The following is a 21,337-nucleotide window of genomic DNA, read 5'->3' as shown; positions in this document are numbered from 1 at the left end:
TCAGGAAAGGCTAAGGTTGCGTGAACAAAAATCATGTAACATGACTTTTACAAAAACAGGGTCTAAAATCGTAATCCGCAGGCCGTATTGCGCGGTTTTCCGGCATGGATAGATACCGTTCCCGCGTTTCACGCATGCTACCGCTTATTTTTCAAACGCCTCCAGATTTCCCGAAATATCGAGCCACTCTTCTTCTGATTGCTGTAGCTCCTGACGGTATTTTTTTTGCTCGCTGATGTAGCGGTTTAATTGCGGTTGTTTCTCTGGCTCGTAAAGCGATACATCGGCCAGAATCTGTTCCAGATTGCTTAAATGTTGCTGACAGGACTCCAGTTTTTGTTCGAGCTTTTTTAAACGGTTTTGCAGACTTTTCTTTTCCTTGTAGGTGCTGGAAGTCGCGGAAGTAGGCTGGTATTTATCCGTTTTGGTTTGCAGCCATTGATAATAATCGGTCAAATCACCTTGAAACGGTTCTACTTTCTGTTGATAAACAAGGTAGAAGTCATCAACGGTTGTACGTAGCAAATGCCTGTCATGGGAAATAAGAATCAGCGCGCCTTCGTAACTTTGCAAGGCAATCTCGATGGCGGCACGCATTCCCAAATCCAGGTGGTTGGTTGGCTCATCAAGAAGCAGTACATTAGGTTTTAACCAGACCAGTTTTGCCAGAGCCAGTCGCGCTTTCTCCCCCCCTGAAAAATGCCGGATGGAATGGGTCGCCATTTCCCCGCAAAAATTAAATCCCCCCAGAAAATCGCGAATAGTTTGCTCCCTGGCATCGGGGGACAGGGCCTGAATGGTTTGCAAGGGTGTCAGTTTGATGTCCAGCTCTTCCAGCTGATGCTGTGCGTAATAGCCAATTTTCAAATGTTGCGAGCGGAGTATCTGACCGGATAAAGGAGATACAGCGCCGATCATCGTTTTGATCAAGGTCGATTTCCCTTCTCCGTTAGGACCGAGTAACGCGATGCGATCGCCCGGATTGAGAATAAAATTCAAGCGTTTTAATATCGGGTGATCCGGTTGGTAACCCGCGAAAACCTGGTCGCATTTCAGTAAAGGGTTGCCGGCTCGGGGGCAAGGATAAAATTCGAACGAAAACGGGGAATCCACCTGTGCCTGTGCAACAACATCCATTTTGGCAATGGCGTTAAGGCGGCTTTGCGCCTGCCTGGCTTTCGATGCCTTGGCCCTAAATTTCTGCACAAAATTCATCATATGGCTGATTTTCTGTTGCTGCTTTTCATACATCATTTGCTGTAAGGCCAGCTGCTGGGCCCTGGTTTGTTCAAATCGGCTGTAATCACCGCTGTAGAGGATCAGAGACTGCTGCTCGATATGAAGTATGTGTGTCACAAACGCGTCAAGAAATTCGCGATCATGGGAGATCACCAAAACACCGGATGGTGATTGTTTTAACCATTTTTCCAGCCAGAAAATAGCTTCCATATCCAGATGGTTGGTAGGCTCGTCAAGAAGCAGCAAGTCAGCCGGTTTCATCAGGCAGCGGGCCAGACTCAACCTCATTCGCCAGCCGCCGGAAAAACTGTTGACCGCGTTTTTTTGTTCTTCCGTTTTGAATCCCAGTCCGGACATGATGGATGCGGCCTGAGCCGGTTTGCCGTAACCCCCGGTCTGGTTCAAACGATCGTGACAGGCAAGTATGACATCGTGCTCATCGTTATTTTCAGCGTCCGCCAGGCGTTTTTGCAGGTTCGTATATTCCTCGTCGCCGCCTAAGACAAAATCAACGGCCGCCTCGTCACTGTCAGGCAGTTGCTGCGACAAATGACTGATACGAACGTTCGGACTTATCGAAAAATCGCCATGGTCGGCGGTTAATTCGCCCAGGATCAGGCTGAACAGGCTGGATTTACCACAGCCATTATGGCCGACAAGTCCTATTTTCTGTTTATCGTAAAGGGTGACATTTGTCTGATTGAGCAGGATTTTATTCCCGCGTGAGAGTGAGAGTTGACGTAGCGTTAACATGATATGACCATGAACTTCCCAAAAACAGACCTAGAATATCACAAATTTTCTTTTGGGCGTGGGTTTTTTATAAGTCTTGCGTATAATAGGCGCAATTTGATATACAGGTTGACTGATGTACAAGCAGGATTTTTATTTTGATTTGCCCCCGGAGCTGATAGCACAGCACCCTTTACCGGAGCGAAGTGATTCCCGTTTGCTGGTTTATCATCGTCAAGGCGGTCATTACGAGCATCAACAATTCAAAAATCTGGTTGATTTTCTCAACCCCGGTGATTTGCTGGTCATGAATGACAGCAAGGTGATTCCGGCTCGGTTTTACGGTAGCAAAGCCAGTGGCGGACGTGTCGAGTTTCTGGTGGAACGATTGCAAGGTGAACGACGATTTTTAAGCCACATCAAAGCAAGTAAAGCACCAAAACCGGACAGTATTATTCATCTGGAGAAGGGCTGGCATATTCGAGTCCTTGCAAAAATCGAGGATTTGTATCAATGCGAAGCGTCCGGTGAGCTAAACACCATGCTTGACGAAATAGGCCATATTCCATTACCGCTTTATATCACCAGACAAGATGACGAGATGGATCTCAAACGCTATCAAACGGTGTATGCCCGGCATAAGGGCTCCGTTGCCGCTCCAACCGCCGGACTGCATTTTGATGACGCTTTAATGCAAAGACTTCAGGAGCATGGTGTGCGTATTGCATACGCCACCTTGCATGTCGGTGCCGGTACGTTTCGTCCGGTGCGTTGCGACGCCATCAAGGATCATAAAATGCATGGCGAACAATTGACAATCAGCGAGGAACTGGCACGTATTGTGAACGAGACCAAAGCCGCCGGACACCGTGTCATAGCCGTTGGTACGACAGCCATGCGCAGTCTGGAAAGCTCCATGGACAATGGTTGTCTTCTGCCTGGGACAAGAGAGACGAATATCTTTATTTATCCGGGCTATCAATTTAAAATTTGCGATGGCCTGATTACCAATTTCCATTTACCGGAATCGACCTTACTGATGCTGGTCGCCGCGTTTATTGGCCATCCGCAGGCACTGGATCTTTATCGGGAAGCGATTCTTCATCGTTATCGATTTTTCAGTTATGGTGATGCCAGTTTATTACTTTGACGGAAGGAAAACGTATGCAGGAGCAGCCGCTCGTTTCTCAATTTGTACCGGTTTTGACGTCCGACGCCGGTTCGTGCCTGACGGTCGCCAACTGGTTGCAGGCAGGTATTTATACCGCCGCTTTTTATCTGGAAGAGTTGTTGATGAAACCCGGGAAGGACGTATTATTGTCTTTACCGGATCTGCGTTCGCATTATGCCTGGCCGGGGACGGTGGTATTAAACGCGGTTTTTTCCGTGATGCCAAAAGAGGGGGAATACCGGATCCACTCCCGTTATGACGGCCAACGGATTACCGTAGATGTAAAGACGCTGTTTTTATTGATTACGCAATTAAAACCGGATTACGTCGTACTCTCACAACAGGATTATGAGCGTTTTGAGTGTTTAAGATTACGATTGCCCGCGGGCGTTTTTCTTGAAACCGTGAAGGAAACAGGAAAAAAAACAAATCGTGATGAACCCCGGATTTTCAACTATCTCAACCCTCCCCGGGATGAAACCGCCGCCGATGAATCCGGCTCCCTGCTTTATTCCAGGTTGGACACGTTCCAGTTTGATTCATCTATACCACGGTCAAACGGAACACCGTTGTGGCTCGAAACGGATAAGCCTGCTGCGGATGGCATGAAAGGTTGTTTTTATCATCACGAGGGAATAGGACAAATTCTGGATGCGGCCTGTCAGGAGCAATTCCAGGCGCTGGACGAACAGTGTCCTTGCCTGACCTGTACGGATGGGTACACGCGAGCCTATCTTCATCATTTGTTAATGAATACCCCGTTGCTGGCACAGCGATTTTTGATTCGCCATAATGTTGGTTTTTTTCAACGGTATATTAGGGCTTGTTGACATTTCATTCCATAGCTGCAAAAGTGGCTAATTGGTGTCATTTTGCTTTTGAATTCGTTAAATAGGGCTGGCTATTCGCCTCATTCAAAGCCAAAATGGCACTCAATTATCCACATTTTCGCTTTACGTTATGAAATGTCAACAAGCCCTGGGAGCTAGTTATGCCGACCGGTAAAATCGGACTTTACTGGGGTACGTTTGACCCGCCTACCCGGGCTCATCTCAATATCATGATAAACGCGATAACCCAGGGGGCGCTCAATAAACTGGTCATTGTCGTTAACAATAATACGGGTGAAAAACATTACCATACGCCGGGCGAAGACAGAGCGGCGATGATTCGCGGTATGTTGAAAGGGTTGAGACTCGACGCAGACGTTGAAATTATGATTCAGACCGATAAACGTCTGGTTAATGATAAACTCATTGCCGCATTAAACGATGGGGCCCAGGTGGTTCCGGTTGTGGGGCAGGATTCGTTTGAGAAGGCGGCCGGATATTGCAGGCACTACAAAGAAGTTATTGTAGCGCCACGAGGGGAAAGGGAAGAGAAAAAATTGCAGCAAATCATGGCGATACACCAGTTAACCAACATCACGATTCTGGCTATGGAGGCGAGATATCTGACCGTCTCATCAACAACCGTAAGGCAGCAAATTGACAGGGCTCACGAAGCCGGAAAAACGGGATCTGATCACAGGGAACCTGAAATAGCCCATCTGGTTACCCCCGGTACCGCAAGTTACATTCAAACCAGATTTTTTTACAGAGAAGGTTTTTATGCCGAGCATCATCGTGCCGCGAAAGTTATACAACGAGCCTGGCGTCAGCATGGCAAGGCTGAAGAGAGGATAACCTCCGAACTGTCCGTTACGGCTGAGGAAGAGAGCGCCTGTGGTTCATGTCAGGCTTCAGGGGTGTTCGGGTTCAAATAAATGGTGTGTCGAATGCTGGAAGGATGTATGAATAAATGCACAGAAAAATGAAATTGCCTGTTAGTTCATTTACCTTACGATGAATTCTCGCTATGATGTCACGCTATCCTGGCTGACACGCCCGTTTGAGTAACAATTACACAGTGAGTTTGAGGAGACTGTTATGAGTTTTTTTATAAGCAACGCCATCGCGGCATCAACGGCCGCACCGTCAGGGCAATCGGAAGGGGCTTTTCCGCTGCTTATGATCGTTGCCATTTTTGTGTTGTTTTATTTTATGCTGATTAGACCTCAAAACAAACGTGCGAAGGAACATCGCGAGATGGTCAAAGCCTTGAAAAAAGGCGATGAAATCGTGACTACCGGAGGTATGTTGGGCAAAGTGATCAGTCTGGATGAACAGTTTATTAAAATAAGTCTCGCTGAGGGCATTGAAATTAACTTGCAGCGTAATGCCGTAAGTACGGTATTGCCCAAGGGCACCATGAAATCCCTTTAAGCTTAAGCAGAGACAAGGATATGCACAATAAATACCCGCTTTGGAAGAACCTGTTGCTGGTGCTGATTGCCGTGATAGGTCTTATATACGCAATACCCAATTTGTATAGTGAGGATCCGGCCGTTCAGATCTCATCCCAGACTGCGATAGATATGCAGCAAGTAAGGGAAGAGGTATCCCGACTGCTCAAGGAAGCCAAATTGCAATATCGCTCCATGAATGAGGACAATGATAATCTTGAAGTGTTATTTGCTTCAACGGATTCGCAGTTACTGGCTCGTGACGTCATCAAGAATGGGTTGGGATCAGGGTACACGGTGGCCTTGAATCTGGTGCCTGCAACACCGGCCTGGCTGCGAAAAATTGGTGCCGAGCCGATGAAGCAGGGGCTGGATCTTCGTGGCGGTGTCCATTTTCTTCTTGAAGTGGATGTTGAAAGTGTTATTAATCGCCGTTATGAAGGATTAATGAAAAATATCGGGCAGGATTTGCGGGAAGCGGGTATTCGTTACGCAGGCATCCGTTACCTTACCGACAAGGGCGTCAATATTCGTTTCCGCACACCGGAAGCCAAGATTAACGCCGATGAAAAAATTCGCGGCAATTTTCCGGGGTCGATTCAGGTGAAATCCTCGGAAGGTCTTTCCATGATGGTGACATTGACACCCTCCGAACTCAATACCATCCGTCAGAACACCATTGACCAGACCATGAGTATCCTCCGTAACCGTGTCAACGAACTGGGCGTCGGCGAGGCGGTGGTTCAGCAGCAAGGTGCGACAAGAGTGGCGGTTGATTTACCGGGTATTCAGGATGCGGCCAGAGCCAAACAAATATTGGGTGGTACGGCTACCTTGCAATTCTATCTGGTCGACCAGGAGCATGATCCCCAAATTGCCAAACAGACCGGTGCGATCCCTGTAAACAGCAAGTTGTACATGATGGATGGCCAGCCTATTTTGCTGAAGCGGCAGGTGGTTTTAAGTGGAGATTCCATTACCAGCGCCGTGTCCAGTTTTGATCAGCAAACCGCAACACCTTCCGTACAGATCCAGCTGGGAGGCGGGGGAGAAAGCTTTTTCACCAAAATTACCCGTGAAAATATCGGCAAACGGATGGCTATTGTGTTTGTTGAAACCAAAACCGGTATGCAGAACGTCAATGGTGTGAACAAGCGGGTGACTCATCGTGAGGAACGGGTTATCAGTGCCCCGGTTATCCAGAATGCGCTGGGTAATAATTTCCAGATTACCGGCCTTTCAGACAGCAAGGAAGCCAGTAACCTGTCTTTGCTGTTGCGTGCGGGAGCGCTTCCTGCCGTAATTTATACGGTTGAGGAACGTACCGTCGGGCCTTCCCTCGGTAAGGAAAATATACGGCGTGGTATGATTTCCCTGGAAGTAGGGATGGGCTTGATTCTAGTATTGATGCTGGTCTACTATCGCTTTTTTGGCTTTGTTGCAGATATTGCGTTATTTCTTAATTTAATTTTGTTAAGCGCATTACTCTCCATCATTGGCGCCACACTAACTCTGCCCGGTATCGCTGGTTTTGTTTTGACCGTGGGTATGGCGGTGGATGCCAATGTGCTTATTTATGAAAGGATAAGGGAGGAACTTCGTAATGGCCTTTCTCCCCAGGCCGCGGTTTATGCCGGGTACGATCGTGCCTTTTCAACGATTATTGACGCGAACCTGACGACTTTAATTGTCGGGATCGTGTTATTTGCGATTGGTACCGGTCCGATTAGAGGCTTTGCCGTTATTTTGTCGTTGGGGTTGCTGACTTCCATGCTGACCAGCATTACCTACACCAGGGCCATCGTAAACTGGTATTACGGTGGACGTAATGTAAAAAAATTATCTATTGGTATTTGAGGCGAGGCTTAGATGGAATTTTTTAATCCAAATTCAAATGTTGATTTCATGGGGGCGAGAAAATGGACGGCCGCCTTGTCGGCGTTGATTTTTATTGTCTCAATTGGAGCTTTGCTGGTTAATGGTCTGAAATGGGGACTGGATTTTACCGGGGGTACGCAGATTGAAGTGGCTTATCCGCAAGCCGCTGATCTGACGGCCATGCGCGATAATTTATACAAGGCTGGTTTTAAGGAAGCGCAAGTCGTAAGTTATGGCACTTCGAAAGACGTTCTTATCAGTATTGCCCCCAGAGCGGATATGGAACAAAGCGAACTGGTCGACAAGGTTATGAACGCCCTGCCGGATGCTGTGAAGCAACGTGTGGATTTTGTTGGTCCGCAAGTCGGGGAGGAACTCGCTACCAAGGGCGCGTTGGCAATTATTGTGTCCTTGATAGCAACCATGATTTATATTGCCATGCGTTTTGAATACCGTCTCGCCGTAAGTTCCGCTATAGCCCTGATCCATGATCCGGTACTCATTCTGGGTGTTTTCGCCATGTTTGGTATCGAGTTTGATTTGAAAGCGCTGGCCGGGCTTTTGGCCGTTATCGGTTATTCCCTGAACGACACTATTGTTGTTTTCGACAGGGTGCGGGAGAATTTTATTAAAATAAGGCGTGCCGAACCCCTGGATATAATGAATACGTCCATCAACCAGACATTATCCAGAACCATCATGACGTCGGTTTTGACGTTGTTTGTAGTGGTCGCATTATTCGTTTACGGCGGAGAAACCATTCGCGGTTTTTCGCTGGCTCTTATTATTGGTATTGTGGTTGGTACCTATTCTTCCATTTATGTAGCCGGGGCGTTGGCGGTGGCTATGGGACTTGATAAAAAAGATTTCCTTCCCGGTCAGCGCAAAGAGATAGACGACAGGCCTTGAGAAAAAAGTTAAATGTTATGTTTCGCAAAAAAGAGGTCGGTCGTTTCGACCGACCTGCTCCCTCTTTAGAATTTTGAGGTTCCGTGCCCTTCACTCATCAAGCAACGCGTCCACTTTAGCCGCACAGATGAAATCATTCAGAGTGAGTCCCTTAAGTGCGTGGGTCATAAAGCGTATGTGGCAGTAATTATAGCCGATTTCGAGATCAGGATGATGATTTTCCCCGTTGGCTATCCAGGCTATCGCATTAACAAAAGCCATGGTTTCATAAAAGTTGGCAAATGAAAAAGAGCGTTTGATTTCCTTATGGTCATCCCGTACTTCCCACTTTCGGTCAAGCTGGGGTAACAGGTTATCAATTTGTTCTCTGCTTAAAGCCTGGCCAATACCTTCACAGGACGCACAGTGTTTTTGCCGTAAATCGCTGGTCATGTTTTACTCCTTGTTTGTATCTTGCATGATGGTTGAAAGAGCGCTTAAAAAGCGTGTGTTTTGCTGATGAGTGCCTATGGATACACGCAGGTGATTCATTAATCCATAGGATTTTAAAGGGCGTACAATGATCCCGTTTTGCAATAACTCCTGATAAACCGGCAAACTGTCCCTGCCGCAATCAAACGTCAGAAAATTACAGCAGGAGGGAATATGAGACAATTGCAAGGCGTCCAGACCCTCCTGTAATTGCTGCATGCCTTGTTCATTCATGGTCAGGGTGCGGGCGACAAAATCCTGATCATCCAGTGCGGCATAGGCTGCGGCCAGCGCAACCTGGTTAACTGCGAAGGGAAGCTGAACACGAAGCAACAGTTCTATGATATCCGGATTTGCCATCGCATAGCCGATTCTTAAACCGGCCAGGCCGTAAATCTTGGAAAATGTCCTGGTGATCACCAGGTTGGGATGATCAGCCAAAAGGTTCAAACTGGTTTTGTCACCATGAGGATAGGCAAATTCATAGTAGGCTTCGTCCAGAACAACGATAGTGGATTCGGGAATGGATTCCAGTAAACGCTTGATTTCCTTTATTGGAATGAGAATACCGGTGGGATTATTGGGATTGGATAGAAAAATCAGCGCTGTCTGTTCATTAGCGGCGGTAATCAGTGCGTCGATATCGGCCTCGTAATTCTCATTTACGGGAGTTTGTACGGAAGGAATGCCCAAAGTCTGAGCCTGAATAACATAAGAAATAAAAGCGAGGTCATGAGTCAGAATATGTTTATTCCGGTTGACGGCAAAAAGTGTCAGTAAAAATGAGAACAGGGAATCGGAGCCGTTACCGAAAACCAGCATGGACTCGGGAATACCAAGCATGGCACTTAGTTTTCCCCGCAACGGATGTATCGCAGGGGAGGGGTAGGTGGCTATCTGGTGAATGGTAAGATCAGCCAGGGTTTCCTTGACCCGGTGGCTGCATCCCAGCTGATTTTCATTACTGGCCAGTTTGATGATGTCCGTTAATCCCGTTTCTTTTTCCAATTCCCTGATGGATTTGCCGGGCACATAAGGATGAAGGGATTGAATACCTGGGTGAGGTAGCAAATGATAATCACAGGACAAAAAACTCTCCTTGAAATGAATAGTGGCATCATCTTACCCAACCAGACATCAAAAGTGAATGCTCAGGGAATTTTGTAACGGTGCCTGGCATAAGTAACTATTTCATTTAAATTAATTCCAGTAGCCCGAAAGGAGGCCTATGGCCGTATTGCGGGTTTTCTGGTCTAATACCGTACCAGGAGAGCAGGTGAGTGCCTAAGTGAACATTAGACCGCATTCCGGCTTCCCGCTTATGACGGCTACAAGAAATTATTAGTTGTTATTGAACAATAGTCGCCTCATTCAAAGACATAATGTTGTCAATTAGCCATATAGGCAGCCGATAAAAAATAAGTGCGCAGGGCCTGGGATTGTATAGGGTGTAAAAAACGTCAGGGACGCTGCCTAATGCGAGGTCACGACTGTTTATAGAGACCCCTGACTGCGTAAATCAAGGCACTTAAAAAAGTAAACAATACTAAAAGCAGGTAGGCTACTACCCGAGAATAAATTACTGGTACGATGGTGGGGTTAATTAATAAATAAATTATAGGTCCTGTCAGCGTGAGGCCATACGCAATAAATGCTCCCAATAAAGGCCAAATATTTTCCCAATAAGGCTCAATTAACATGTACCACGCGAATATACCAGCCCCTAGTAATGTCCAGCCATAAATTATTGCCATAGGTTCCGTTAATTTCCAGGCAAACGCGTCAATTCCAAAAATCAGGCGTAAACTTACCCATAAATTCGCAATCACTACTACTCCCAGAATCCATATTAATGAAACAGGAAGTCGACGCTTTGAAACAATTTTTGAATTATAGGCTGCTGCTAAAAACAAGAAATTTACAATGGTATACAGCAATCCAATTTCGCCCCAATGCAGCAGAGTTTTTGTATCTTGGGTGGCACGTGTTGCCTCTAGCAATAAATATAAGCTACAACCCCCAAAGCCAATGAGACTGCTCATGGAGATCGTGCGTAAAGGACGGAGCCTGCCATGAACGGCTGCTACCAGGTAGGCAGCGGCCGTCGAAAAAAAAATGCTTGCCATGAAAACATCACTCAACCATGGAGCACTCGGCCATAGCCATAAAGAGGAAAACCAGGAGTTTTGCATCAACAAAAGTGTGGCGGCTGCAATAAGCAGGAAACTTAAAAAAACAAGCCAAAATCTGATAAACCAATTCATCCTTGGGTGCATAAAGTCTTTTCCTGATAACAAGGCTAGTTATTATAAGCTTAAACGTTATCCCAACAAAGAACCAGATGATGTGTGCATTTCCGGGGGTAATGAATATAAAATCGAACTATTATTTTTTTGAAAAGGAAATCACTATGAGTTCACATTTCTATCATTATTGGCTTAGATTTGCCGCGATTATAACCATACTAACGGGAGTTCTGAGCTTGCTGGCCAGTCATCCGGACACGGATTTTTTATGGCGCTATTTATTTAACGCATTAAATTGTTTCCAGGCTGATATCCGGTTTGATGAAGTAGCGAGGGTTCTCAATGGCGTTTTAGGTGGTGTTATGATTGGCTGGGGGTGGATGCTTTTTTATCTTGCCCATCCGTCCGTATTTAATCAGTCTGTTTGCAAGGCCATGTTATCGGGAATAATAGTTTGGTTCATTACGGACTCAACCGGATCATATGTTGCCGGTCTGCCCATGAATATTGCATTGAATGTCCTGTTTCTAATTCTTTTTCTGGTGCCTCTTATATCCTTGAAAAAATTTCAGGGTAACCCGTAGGTTCCGTGAACAAAATTTTTTCCGATCTAAAACAAGGCAACTATTGTTACATAATAAATAATAATGTCTTGTAGCCCGTCATGAAGGCGTAGCCGTAATGCGGGGTAACGTTCCAAATTGGCACATCAAACCCGCAATACGGCCGCAGGCCTCCTTACGGGCTACTGCTTTTTCGCAAAAAAATGGTGCGAAGAAAATTGTGTGCACACAACTGTAGGCTCTGTTGTGCTCTACCTTGCTGAAACGCCATTGGAGAAGCAAGGCATAAGACATTTTCTTCTTGTCAGCTTGATAAAATGTCTTTAAGCTATGCCACAGCCTATGTGAGCTTAACTTAACCCCCGCTTTTTTCACTTCAGGAAAAGTCAAGTGCACCGAGGCGGATAACCAACCTCAGGAATGGAATAATAATAATGAACACTTCGCAAGGATTCTCCTTGGTGGAAGTGCTGGTCTCCCTTTGTTTAGTGACTGGCACCGCCCTTATGCTGCTCAGCCAACAGTGGCAGATGAGTCGTCTTTTTAATGACATCCGTTTAAGTCACCAGGCTGTTCTCCAGTTTGATAATGCTATTGAGCGCGTACATGCGGGTATTCCGCTGCCTGTTATGGATGCCCCTTTTACTTTAAAAATCACGCATAGCGGCAAGCATGTTGATTTGTATTTGAATTGGCCGGATATCCTAAATACCGGTGGTTCCAGTCATTGTCAGCATCAGCAGGTGGTTGTGTTAGCATGAGAAGAGTGATTGGTTTTAGTGTGGTGGAACTTATGCTTAGCCTTTTGCTCGCCAGTATTATTATAACGGCGTTAATTCAGCATTATTCAAGCGGCAAAAGGCAATATCTTCTGTCACAGAATCTGTTAAAAAAAGATTATGATTTACAGATGATCACCGATTTGTTGCGTTACAGCATCCGGCAGGCCGGATTTACACCCTGTGCCAGTCTGGACTGGCTTCGTGTCCGGGACGGACGTGACGGATTCGATCCGCCTTTGGCCATTTCTGCAAACGCGGATTCGCATCATGCCTTATCGATAGCCAGAATGAGTGAAGACTTTTCCCGTGTAGTACGTGTCTTGAGCCCCACCCGATTACTGGTTGATGCGGATAATTCCTTTCGAGTGAACAAACCTCATATCATTGCCGATTGTTTTTCCGCGGAAATCGTCATCATTACTCATGTTCAACCGGTTGCCCGTCAACTTGAAATTACTATTAACAAACCTTTGTATTTCGCCTATACCGAACCTGCCTATCTCGGTGCCTGGCTGGAAGAACGCTTTTATGTGCAAAAAAACAGTCATGGCGAACCGGCTTTGTTCTATCAGCTGGATCACCCTGAAGAGTTGAGCAATCAGATACATTCCCTCAATACGCAACTCCTGGAAAACAGAAAAGGACTTATGGCCCACCTGGTTTTGGGATTGGTCGACCGGAAACCGGTGGCTCTGGACGCTGTGGTACGGGTGTCATGATTGCAAGACAACAGGGCCTGATTTTGTTTTCAACGATTATGATGGTTTGTCTGCTAACTGTTCTGGTATTGTCGCACATGCAAATGGCTCTGCTTTATCTCAAGTCCTATACACACAGGAACAGGCAGTACCACCTGTTTCATGCTCTGGAACAGGAAGCCATCAAACTGATCAATATGGGGGTGGGGGAGTGGCGTTCTGATTGTATTGCGGACATGGATAACCCCAACGCCGTATTAAGACGGTTTGAAACTCATAATAACTGTCGATACCTGGTCGATAAAGAGCAATACGCTTTTTTCATAGAGGATTTAGGATTGTTTCCCTGTATGCAACGCGTGATTGGAACGAAACGATACAGTACCCATCAGTGGCGAGTGACAGTTGCCGCAGGAGGCGATACGGTCAGCTTTATTCAATTACGATTTGCGAGGTTAGCGGATTATATTCCCTGTGATTCCCGTCAGCCGGTCTTTATTCCGTCAGGTTTGTTGAGTTGGCGGTATTTGCTCCAGGCAAGTCAGGGCGTGTTTGTCGATGCGGTATGAGGAAAACCCAACCTGCTCTGTCATGAACGGTATGAAGTCCACATCAAAAAAATCCGATAAAAAAATGCTTTAAAAATTGGACGTGACAGAGGAAAATAAGTTTGATCGAAAAATTAAATCCGGAGCGGCGCAGGATTCGCAGCCAAAAAGGTCAAGTACAGAATCTACAAATTCATCCGGCCAAAATCAAGTGCACGGAACCTGATAATTCCGGGAGACAATTCATTCCCGTTGCAAAGGATGGTTGATGATAAATCGCGAACGTATTATGGCGTTTCAATATTGGCCCCAGGTTATAACCTTGTCGCTAGTGGTTTTGTCGTACCTTGGCTACCGCTATTTTGCCTATTACGATACACGCTCAAACGATGCTTATGTTTCCGCCCATGTAATTAATATTACCGCTCTGGTTTCAGGTCCTGTCAGCGAAATTTTTATCAGGGAAAATCAATCGGTCAAAAAGGGAGAAAAACTGGTTCGGATTGATCCCAGGCCTTATAAATACGCCATGCAACGGGCTCGGGCCGATTATAAAATCAGTCAGGTCAATTATGAAAGTAATAAACTGGCTATTCGGGTTGCCGAGGAAAAACTCAAACAGAGCAAGGCGATTCTGGCGTTAAGCCTGGATCATCTGACACGTTATCAGAAACTGCAAAGCAAGGGGGATTTGGCTGAAATCCAATTGATTGACCTGGAGTCGAAAATCAAGGAGCAGGAAGCGATGGTACTCGCAGCCAGCGAACAATTAAGAATCGCCGAGAAGACTCTGGATGAAAATACCGTTCTGGCCGCCAAGGCCGTTTACGATAAAGCCTGTTATCTTTATAACCATACTACCTTGCTTGCTCCGACCGATGGTTATGTAACGAATTTTAATTTGCGGAAGGGGCAATATATCTCGGCCGGACAAGGCTTGTTTGCACTGGTTGAAACAGCCCGTTGGTGGGTTGTGACCCGGTACAGGGAAACAGCCATTCGCTTGATTAAACCGGGTGATAAAGCCATCATTAAACTTGATATGTATCCCGGCAAGGTGTTTCACGGTCATGTAGGTAGTATCGGATGGGGCATCAATCGGGTTCAGAAAGGATCGGTCGCACCCTCGACACTGTTGTATATGGAGGCTACGGAAGACTGGATTCAAATTGCACAACGTTTCCCTGTCCGTATTTATTTTGATGATATCAGTCCGGAATATCCGATGAGGATAGGTGCCAGTGCAACAACTATTACGTATCGCCAATGAATGGACGGTAATTTTTAAACCATTTATTCCCCAATCCAAAGAAAACAGGGCTGCGCTAAGAACGGCCATTGCGGCATTAGTCGCTGTGTTCATCGCTTTTTTATTGCATTTTGACAAGCCTTACTGGTCCGGCATGACGGTGGTTATTCTGGCGAATATCTATACCGGTAATATTATTGACAAGGCTCTCATGAGAATTGTCGGTACGGTTATCGGCGCCTCTCTGGGGTATTTTCTTGCCGGCTTTATCGTCAACAGTTTTTTTCTGTATTTTCTGGCCTGCTTTGTAATTGTTGCGGCGGCTGTCTATTATTACAATTTCAGTTCTTATGCTTACGCCTATCTGCTGACAGCCTTAAGCGCGTTTCTGGTCATTTCAGAACTGGCTCTCAATCCGGAAGACGCCTTCTATGTTGCGATTTGGCGTTCGGTTGAAATTGGACTGGGCGTTCTGGTATCGGCCGCCGCGGCGTTTTGTCTTTTTCCTAATAATATTCACGAGATTTTTTTGCAGGAAGCGGATGAATTATTTGATGGGTTCAACGAGCTGTTGACTCAGCTTCGTGATGATTTATTAAACGACAACACCTCTTTGGATGTTATGGCACTCAGTCGCCGGAAATTACGGAAAAAAGTAAAAAAAACCACGGAAATGATTGGTTTTATGCGCAGGGAAATAGGGTTTAGCCGCCGGAAAATCGATGCGTTTCGTTTGCTGGTTGACTCTTTTTTCAGTCTGGTGCGTGTTATGACTTATTTTACTACTGCAAGGCATTACAAGGCTGTCAAAAAAAATCTGCGCCATACCGCGTTTCCTGTCGCCGCTATGTTTACCGCGGCACAACTGGATTTAATGCGCCTTAAAGCGGCTTTTTTGCAAGGGCGTCGAGTAGTGCCTGTAGAGCGGATCGGAGCACTGGATGGTCTGTTATTAAACCTCGCTTCCGAGTCCGGTGATCACCAGGATGTGGATTTGGAAATGGCGTATTTATTCAGGAAAATCAATCATATTTTCATGTCATTACATAATGTTCTGCAAGGATCTCGACCGGAAACGCCAGGAAAACGGTTCATCTCGACCAAACAGCGTCTCCACAATGATCCGGATGTGATCAAGCATGGTATTAAAGCAGGATTGAGCGTTATTCTGGCTTTGGGATTCTGGCTGGTATCCAATTGGCCCGGAGGCTTGAATGGCATCATCAGCAGCCTTGTTATTTCAATAAGAAAACATCTTTATGAAATGCAAAATATTAGCATTTATCGTTTGTTAGGTTGTTTGTGCGGGGGCGGCCTGGCTTTGTTTTCTCTGACGTATTTCAAATTGAATTTGTACGATTTTACTATGGTTATGTTTTTCGGGATTTGGGGATTCAGTTATTTTTCCTTTAAATTTACATCCCATGCCTATATCGGATTACAGGCCAATATCGCTTTGATTATAGCTATGGCCCAGGAAGGAGGGCCGCCCTCGGTTCTTGCCCCTCCACTCGAGCGATTAGGCGGTATTCTGATTGGCATTGTCGCGAGCTTTATCGTCGCTAACACGATTTGGCGAGTTGATCTGGTTGCCGTATTTGTCAGGCGAGTCAATAAATTATCACGCTATTTGATGACGGGGCTCAGGAATCTTTTGGCCGAACAGGAGCGGGGTAGGCAACTGTATGATTTAACCTCTTTATTCTGGGCCAGCCGCGAGGCTATGGAAACATTGGATAATGAGCGCTTAAAACCTCAAAAACAAGTACTTGTTGACCGCACGAAGCAACAGTTTCATGAACTTATATTGTTGCAGGCCACGCTACGCCATATTTTTGAAAACATTGACCAGCAACAGGCGTGTCACATTCTGGTGAAGGCCGGTTACGAACCGAACACGTTACACGCTGCCGTTCTCGGCTGTTATGAGCCTGTCATACGTGGTGATGTTGATCGGGTTATAAAGCAACTGGAGGAGGCGGTAACCGTTATTTCCGGTAATACCGACATAGGCCGTGATGACAGGGAAAACAGCGTCTCTTATCTGAACTCGCTGATTCAACTGGTTCATTTGGCCCGAGAGATATCCTGTCTTGAATGATGGTGTTTTTTACCACATTGTAGCCCGTCAGGGAGCACAGCGGATTGCGGGGTATTTACAGGATGAAGTACCAGATAACCTTATGCTCCCGCTACGGTTGGGTGCGGACGTATGTTCAGGATCAACCTGCCGCATAAGCTATTCAGCACTCCAGCGCAGTTTCTTGATGGCAGTTATCAGAAAAATCGTTTAAAAACGTCAATTCCGGTTTTGTTTGTTTCTCATAAGAGGCTATGGCTCGAGCCATGTTACAATAGGTCAGATGCGTCGCATCCGTTCTTATCCAGCTATTGTTGCGTTTTTCCGTTTGGCCATCGTAATTTTTTTTCAGCAAAATATTTTTTATATCCCGAATTTTTTCCGCATCATCCATGAGGTCATCATTAAGAATGTTATCAATAGCCTGAATGCCTCTTGGCATACGTGATTCGTTTTTAACATCCCCTATAAATTGAAAAGCGTATTGCGGATGGGTGAATGATACAAGATAGACTGCCAGCTGTCTTAAGGAATTACATCGTACTTCCTCTTGCCAGTTTTTTGTTTGTGTTAGTTCCTGTTTTAGGGTAGCCAGTAATTCCGAGGATAGTGACATGCTGATTCCAAATGAATTTTTTGTTAAACGATTACACAAATACCTGGTAATTTCAAGATGTGATTGATCAGGGGGTGTTGACAATTACAGAGCCATAATTTATCGAATAGTTCTCTTTTTTTGGTAGTGCATTAAAACGGTTGATGCACTACCAGAGATTTACAATGAATGGGCTATTTTATTAGATTCGATAACCGGCAAAGAATGATTTGTTTTCGCTTTTTCCGCGCTAAAAAAAGTAACGGATGAGGCCGCGCGTTCACTACAATAGGACGGTTGACCATGCATAACAACGGGAACATGCAAATCCGCTATTCCTTCGCTCAATCTACCGGAGTGCTTGGTACTGATAACAGAATAGTCGTTTTGTCGAAAATCAAAAATAACCCGGCTTGCATATAAACAAGTAATGTTCAAACCAAGTTCCCTGTCAAATTTTTCTTCCAATTGTTGATATAATTTGCTTCCAGGTATGTTTTTTCCATTTATAGGGTGACTTTGCCCGACTAATGTGATCTCGGTTTTCTCACCAGCCAACTCTTGCCACGTCAGGTTGTCCTTGTCAGTAAGGATACGTAAGTCCTCGATAATTCTTTCTAACTCCTCTTCAACTGTGCCTGCTATTTCCGGTTGGTCAGCACGGTCTCCATTGATATGTGCCAGGTAATAGCAAGGTATACCATTACTATCTACCGTTTCTATCATAACAGCAACACAGGTAAATAACCCTTCCGTTCCTAATATATCCAGACCACTATTTTGCTTGAATCCGGCACCACTATCGACACAAACGCGATAACAACTCAACCCATCCATAGAAGAGATCATGTCAGGTATTGGATCATAAATTTGTTGCCTTATCATTAGATTACTTAATAAAATTGCAGCCTTCCATTCTGATTTTACCTCACTCAAGATTTCAATTGCCTCCGTAATACAGTCGTATTTAACCAACGCTTCGTACAACTTTGACATGTCAAATATTGGAGAAGGAAGATTGTCACTGTCAAGCAATTCTATAGATTCATTATGCTCATTTTTTACTATTAATTTTGGCATGATTACAATAATATCCTTTAAAAATATCGTTATTGTTTAACATAGTTGGCAAGGTATGTTTTTACATGGAGTTTACAAAAATCATCATTCATAATACCGTGCCAACTACCAACCATTAGCCATGGATTAAAGCTTCCATGGCCTCGGGCTCTGTGAACAAAAATTTTCACAGCTGCAAATGAGGCTAATTGGCGCCATTATGTCTTTGAATTCGTTAAATAGAGCCAGCTATTCGCCTCATTCAAAGACATAATGGCACTCAATTATCCACATTTTCGCTTTGCGAAAAAATTGGTTCACAGAACCTAGAATGAGTATTAGATTTTTCTATTCATCGTATTTTCATCCTTCTCAGGCTCATTATTCAAACGCTCTTTTATCCTGTTTAATTTATTATTGATTCTGAAAAAAGTACTTGTACAGCCGATATCATCAACAGTCATTTTCCTTTTTGTAATAGGATCCGTTCCCTTTTGTTGAACCCACTGGGTCAACTCTTCCTTTTTATAAAGCCTTTTTGGGTTGTCTTTTGTAAAAGCATGCTCTTGTAAAGAATCAAGCTCTTCGAGACTAATAAGACAATCATCTTGTAAAAACTCCATATTTTTTTCTGTTTTTCCCAAAAAATTCAATTGATCTTCTGATAATTCTCCTTCATTTTTGACAGTTTCATATACATCATCAAGAATTATATAACCACTATAAGCCTCATTTTCTGTTTTATCGATTGCATTGGGTCTAATAAATCGATTGGAGTCATGAATATCATATCCACTTTCCTTTAACTTGCCAATCAAGCTATTTACTGCATTCATAATGCCATGAAGATTTAAATTTTTCGCCTCAATTTCATCTTTATATTTTTTATAGACCTTCTCAATACTTACGTTCTCCCACTGTTCATGTATATAAGCAAACCTGCGATGTGAGCATTGACCAGAACTATCTAAGAAACTAACGGTTAAGCATCCCTCTTTACTGCTTTCACGTATAAGAAAAGGACGATATAAATTGGAACGCAATATTTTTTGCTCAGCTTTATCTATTGATAATTTATGGATAATAGAAAACTTCATGTCTTCATTAATTATTTCATACATATCATCATTATTTTTCATGGTAAATCTCCAAAGTTAATATTAATAAAACAGACTATCTAGACCTATTACAACTTGGTGGAGTAATGGAACCGGATTCAATTGCTCATGAAATTATTGTTAATTTCAGAGTTATTTCTTTCAATAATTTCTATTTTTTTTGCTGTTCTTGTTTGACGATTAAAGAAGGAATGAACTTTTCCATCTCGCAGGTGAGTATTGATGGCTTGTCTTTCACTTTGCGACAAAGCTCTGGGTTCATTTTTGTATTTGGCAACCAAAGTTTCTTTGATCTTGTGCCACCGTTCTCGTAACTCTTTTTTATCTGATCTTGATGAGCTGGATTTGTATAGGATTTTTATCATTGTAAGTTTTTCTAAATCGGATTTTTCATCAGAACTGGTTTTCTCACCTTGATATAACTGTTCTTCCTTATATAAAGGCTGTGTTTGAGAAAGCAAACTGTTAAAATCTCTCTCCATAATTATTTCTTTGGGATTGGTGTGCTCAATACAATCAACCCCAAACTCCATAGGCTCACCTTTATTTTTAGCGGCGCACTTTGCCATAGAAATTACCGTCTTACCGTATTGATAATCTATTTCCCCGCAACCTTTGATCGTATTAACCAGTTCCACTTCATTGCCTTCATAATGTTTTAAGTGCAGTGTTACATTTGAAGGAATTAACATCTTGTTTACAGAAAAAAAATGGCTAATTTTTTCCAGTATATCGCCCTTGTTTTCCCTAATAATTCGCCTGTCATCATAAAAATTAAAAGAAATCTTGGACTGGGGGTTTTCTGAAGCGATTTTATGCATTTGTGCATAAAGTATGGATAACTTGTTTTGATCAAAAACCCAAGTATTATAATCGCTGTTTCTTATGGAATCCGGGTATACGAAAGCATGACTTTCCTCTTCCGGTCCAGGAATTAAAAGTTCTTTGGCTTCCTGAAAGGAAGAACCTGGCTGAACGTGGGAATAAATATCAGCCAAGAGAAACGGATCAAGACTTGCACCCATGTATTTGCTGAATGTTTCGGTAGCTGGAAAACAAGATCCTTTGATAAATAGTCCATGCTCTGTCATGGTTGTGCTGTTGGCTCTATCTGTATAAATATCTTGCCGATTTGAACCTACAAAACTTATAAATTTATCGTATTTATTTTCTGAACGATGCGACGTAATTTCTTCTATAAGATTTTTATTATGTTCAATAACATCTTTGTTACTTGATAGGATATAATTTATATTGGCCAAGCATCCATCAAAATCCAAGGACACAACGTGTATTTTCTCTCTCTTTTCTTTCATAATATTCATCCAATTTGTATTGCACATTTTCATTGTATGAACATCAGATTAATGAGAGCTTACTTCTACTTATCTTTTAGATAATCCTCCTTTGCACACAGCGAAGGACAACTTAATAATTCCTTAATAATACAGGTTGGCCTGGAGAGATAAGGGTATGGTTATATATAAGCCACCGTTCATGTCACCATCCCTGCTTACTTGGTAACAGGCCCAATTTTTAAAGCCGATCAGGGATGCGCATTTGTATTTGGCAAGCTGGCGGGGTAAATGCAACACGAAGACTGGAAAAAGAAGAACGACATTAGGGCGTGTCCTCATTCTATTTCACGGCTAAAACCTTTGCTAATTTGCTCAAATTACAGTTTGAATTCGTCAAATAGGGCTGGCTATTCTCCT

At 44.1% G+C, this 21,337-nt stretch carries 20 protein-coding genes; 12 read left to right on the top strand and 8 right to left on the bottom strand.

The genetic code is table 11. From position 1 onward, the window contains the following. Positions 1 to 144: 144 nt before the first annotated feature. Complete coding sequence (locus CKW05_RS10460) at positions 145 to 1,992, bottom strand: ABC-F family ATP-binding cassette domain-containing protein (RefSeq protein WP_058482356.1); 1,848 nt, start codon at positions 1,990 to 1,992, stop codon at positions 145 to 147. A gap of 115 nt (positions 1,993 to 2,107) precedes the next feature. Here CKW05_RS10460 and queA point away from each other — a divergent pair, with 115 nt between their 5' ends. From queA to secF, 6 genes are all read left to right on the top strand, one after another. After that, on the top strand, positions 2,108 to 3,121 hold the full coding sequence (gene queA / locus CKW05_RS10455) for a tRNA preQ1(34) S-adenosylmethionine ribosyltransferase-isomerase QueA (protein ID WP_058482357.1): 1,014 nt from the start codon (positions 2,108 to 2,110) through the stop codon (positions 3,119 to 3,121). A 14-nt stretch (positions 3,122 to 3,135) separates the two neighbouring features. Next, the gene (locus CKW05_RS10450) at positions 3,136 to 3,972 is read left to right on the top strand and encodes a hypothetical protein (RefSeq protein WP_058482358.1); all 837 of its coding nucleotides are present in this window, start codon (positions 3,136 to 3,138) and stop codon (positions 3,970 to 3,972) included. 161 nt (positions 3,973 to 4,133) lie between these two features. Then, positions 4,134 to 4,907, top strand: coding sequence for a nicotinate-nicotinamide nucleotide adenylyltransferase (locus CKW05_RS10445; RefSeq protein ID WP_058482359.1), 774 nt, complete (start codon positions 4,134 to 4,136; stop codon positions 4,905 to 4,907). Between the two features lie 163 nt (positions 4,908 to 5,070). Beyond that, positions 5,071 to 5,406, top strand: a complete 336-nt coding sequence (gene yajC, locus CKW05_RS10440) for a preprotein translocase subunit YajC (RefSeq protein ID WP_058482360.1) — start codon at positions 5,071 to 5,073, stop codon at positions 5,404 to 5,406. Between the two features lie 20 nt (positions 5,407 to 5,426). After that, entirely contained in the window at positions 5,427 to 7,283 is a 1,857-nt protein-coding gene (secD, locus tag CKW05_RS10435; protein WP_058482361.1) for a protein translocase subunit SecD, read from the top strand. Positions 7,284 to 7,295: 12 nt separating this feature from the next. Further along, positions 7,296 to 8,213 (top strand): protein translocase subunit SecF, encoded by a 918-nt coding sequence (gene secF / locus CKW05_RS10430; RefSeq protein WP_058482362.1) that lies wholly within the window; start codon positions 7,296 to 7,298, stop codon positions 8,211 to 8,213. Positions 8,214 to 8,303: 90 nt separating this feature from the next. Here secF and CKW05_RS10425 read toward each other — a convergent pair whose 3' ends face one another. The 3 genes from CKW05_RS10425 to CKW05_RS10415 form a co-directional block, all read right to left on the bottom strand. Beyond that, a complete protein-coding gene (locus tag CKW05_RS10425; RefSeq protein WP_058482363.1) occupies positions 8,304 to 8,645 on the bottom strand; it encodes a 4a-hydroxytetrahydrobiopterin dehydratase in 342 nt (113 codons plus the stop codon). A gap of 3 nt (positions 8,646 to 8,648) precedes the next feature. Further along, a complete protein-coding gene (gene hisC, locus CKW05_RS10420) occupies positions 8,649 to 9,773 on the bottom strand; it encodes a histidinol-phosphate transaminase (RefSeq protein ID WP_058482364.1) in 1,125 nt (374 codons plus the stop codon). Between the two features lie 395 nt (positions 9,774 to 10,168). After that, on the bottom strand, positions 10,169 to 10,948 hold the full coding sequence (locus CKW05_RS10415) for a hypothetical protein (protein WP_058482365.1): 780 nt from the start codon (positions 10,946 to 10,948) through the stop codon (positions 10,169 to 10,171). A 146-nt stretch (positions 10,949 to 11,094) separates the two neighbouring features. Here CKW05_RS10415 and CKW05_RS10410 point away from each other — a divergent pair, with 146 nt between their 5' ends. From CKW05_RS10410 to CKW05_RS10385, 6 genes are all read left to right on the top strand, one after another. Next, positions 11,095 to 11,514, top strand: coding sequence for a hypothetical protein (locus CKW05_RS10410; protein WP_133141159.1), 420 nt, complete (start codon positions 11,095 to 11,097; stop codon positions 11,512 to 11,514). Between the two features lie 413 nt (positions 11,515 to 11,927). Continuing rightward, positions 11,928 to 12,254: a type IV pilus modification PilV family protein gene (locus CKW05_RS10405; RefSeq protein WP_058482367.1), complete on the top strand. Its 327-nt coding sequence runs from the start codon at positions 11,928 to 11,930 to the stop codon at positions 12,252 to 12,254. Further along, complete coding sequence (locus CKW05_RS10400; protein ID WP_058482368.1) at positions 12,251 to 12,994, top strand: PilW family protein; 744 nt, start codon at positions 12,251 to 12,253, stop codon at positions 12,992 to 12,994. Before CKW05_RS10405 ends, CKW05_RS10400 begins: the two co-directional genes overlap by 4 nt. After that, positions 12,991 to 13,542, top strand: a complete 552-nt coding sequence (locus CKW05_RS10395; RefSeq protein ID WP_058482369.1) for a hypothetical protein — start codon at positions 12,991 to 12,993, stop codon at positions 13,540 to 13,542. The genes CKW05_RS10400 and CKW05_RS10395 overlap by 4 nt, the downstream gene beginning before the upstream one ends. Before the next feature lie 247 nt (positions 13,543 to 13,789). Further along, positions 13,790 to 14,791: an HlyD family secretion protein gene (locus CKW05_RS10390; RefSeq protein ID WP_193392648.1), complete on the top strand. Its 1,002-nt coding sequence runs from the start codon at positions 13,790 to 13,792 to the stop codon at positions 14,789 to 14,791. Next, positions 14,763 to 16,871: an FUSC family protein gene (locus tag CKW05_RS10385; protein ID WP_058482370.1), complete on the top strand. Its 2,109-nt coding sequence runs from the start codon at positions 14,763 to 14,765 to the stop codon at positions 16,869 to 16,871. Before CKW05_RS10390 ends, CKW05_RS10385 begins: the two co-directional genes overlap by 29 nt. Before the next feature lie 142 nt (positions 16,872 to 17,013). Here the strand turns inward: CKW05_RS10385 and CKW05_RS10380 are convergent, their stop codons facing one another. The 4 genes from CKW05_RS10380 to CKW05_RS10365 all read right to left on the bottom strand — a co-directional run bounded on the left by CKW05_RS10380 (position 17,014) and on the right by CKW05_RS10365 (position 20,938). Continuing rightward, the gene (locus CKW05_RS10380) at positions 17,014 to 17,466 is read right to left on the bottom strand and encodes a hypothetical protein (protein ID WP_058482371.1); all 453 of its coding nucleotides are present in this window, start codon (positions 17,464 to 17,466) and stop codon (positions 17,014 to 17,016) included. Positions 17,467 to 17,625: 159 nt separating this feature from the next. Next, complete coding sequence (locus tag CKW05_RS10375; protein WP_058482372.1) at positions 17,626 to 18,525, bottom strand: hypothetical protein; 900 nt, start codon at positions 18,523 to 18,525, stop codon at positions 17,626 to 17,628. A 317-nt stretch (positions 18,526 to 18,842) separates the two neighbouring features. After that, complete coding sequence (locus tag CKW05_RS10370) at positions 18,843 to 19,643, bottom strand: RING finger protein (RefSeq protein WP_058482373.1); 801 nt, start codon at positions 19,641 to 19,643, stop codon at positions 18,843 to 18,845. A gap of 77 nt (positions 19,644 to 19,720) precedes the next feature. Continuing rightward, a complete protein-coding gene (locus CKW05_RS10365; RefSeq protein WP_133141158.1) occupies positions 19,721 to 20,938 on the bottom strand; it encodes a hypothetical protein in 1,218 nt (405 codons plus the stop codon). Between the last annotated feature and the right edge of the window lie 399 nt (positions 20,939 to 21,337).

It is taken from the genome of Legionella spiritensis (assembly GCF_900186965.1).
GTDB classification, from domain to species: Bacteria; Pseudomonadota; Gammaproteobacteria; order Legionellales; family Legionellaceae; genus Legionella_C; species Legionella_C spiritensis.
This window is presented reverse-complemented; position numbering and strand designations above follow the sequence as displayed.

Excerpts from the sequence above, each read along its gene's own strand:
- CKW05_RS10395 (WP_058482369.1), top strand. The coding sequence starts at position 12,991 with ATGATTGCAAGACAACAGGGCCTGATTTTGTTTTCAACGATTATGATG.
- CKW05_RS10460 (WP_058482356.1), bottom strand. The coding sequence starts at position 1,992 with ATGTTAACGCTACGTCAACTCTCACTCTCACGCGGGAATAAAATCCTG.
- CKW05_RS10410 (WP_133141159.1), top strand. The coding sequence starts at position 11,095 with ATGAGTTCACATTTCTATCATTATTGGCTTAGATTTGCCGCGATTATA.
- CKW05_RS10445 (WP_058482359.1), top strand. The coding sequence starts at position 4,134 with ATGCCGACCGGTAAAATCGGACTTTACTGGGGTACGTTTGACCCGCCT.
- yajC (WP_058482360.1), top strand. The coding sequence starts at position 5,071 with ATGAGTTTTTTTATAAGCAACGCCATCGCGGCATCAACGGCCGCACCG.
- secD (WP_058482361.1), top strand. The coding sequence starts at position 5,427 with ATGCACAATAAATACCCGCTTTGGAAGAACCTGTTGCTGGTGCTGATT.
- CKW05_RS10400 (WP_058482368.1), top strand. The coding sequence starts at position 12,251 with ATGAGAAGAGTGATTGGTTTTAGTGTGGTGGAACTTATGCTTAGCCTT.
- secF (WP_058482362.1), top strand. The coding sequence starts at position 7,296 with ATGGAATTTTTTAATCCAAATTCAAATGTTGATTTCATGGGGGCGAGA.
- queA (WP_058482357.1), top strand. The coding sequence starts at position 2,108 with ATGTACAAGCAGGATTTTTATTTTGATTTGCCCCCGGAGCTGATAGCA.
- CKW05_RS10370 (WP_058482373.1), bottom strand. The coding sequence starts at position 19,643 with ATGAAAAATAATGATGATATGTATGAAATAATTAATGAAGACATGAAG.
- CKW05_RS10425 (WP_058482363.1), bottom strand. The coding sequence starts at position 8,645 with ATGACCAGCGATTTACGGCAAAAACACTGTGCGTCCTGTGAAGGTATT.
- CKW05_RS10365 (WP_133141158.1), bottom strand. The coding sequence starts at position 20,938 with ATGAAAGAAAAGAGAGAGAAAATACACGTTGTGTCCTTGGATTTTGAT.
- CKW05_RS10405 (WP_058482367.1), top strand. The coding sequence starts at position 11,928 with ATGAACACTTCGCAAGGATTCTCCTTGGTGGAAGTGCTGGTCTCCCTT.
- CKW05_RS10450 (WP_058482358.1), top strand. The coding sequence starts at position 3,136 with ATGCAGGAGCAGCCGCTCGTTTCTCAATTTGTACCGGTTTTGACGTCC.
- CKW05_RS10375 (WP_058482372.1), bottom strand. The coding sequence starts at position 18,525 with ATGCCAAAATTAATAGTAAAAAATGAGCATAATGAATCTATAGAATTG.
- CKW05_RS10415 (WP_058482365.1), bottom strand. The coding sequence starts at position 10,948 with ATGAATTGGTTTATCAGATTTTGGCTTGTTTTTTTAAGTTTCCTGCTT.
- CKW05_RS10390 (WP_193392648.1), top strand. The coding sequence starts at position 13,790 with ATGATAAATCGCGAACGTATTATGGCGTTTCAATATTGGCCCCAGGTT.
- CKW05_RS10380 (WP_058482371.1), bottom strand. The coding sequence starts at position 17,466 with ATGTCACTATCCTCGGAATTACTGGCTACCCTAAAACAGGAACTAACA.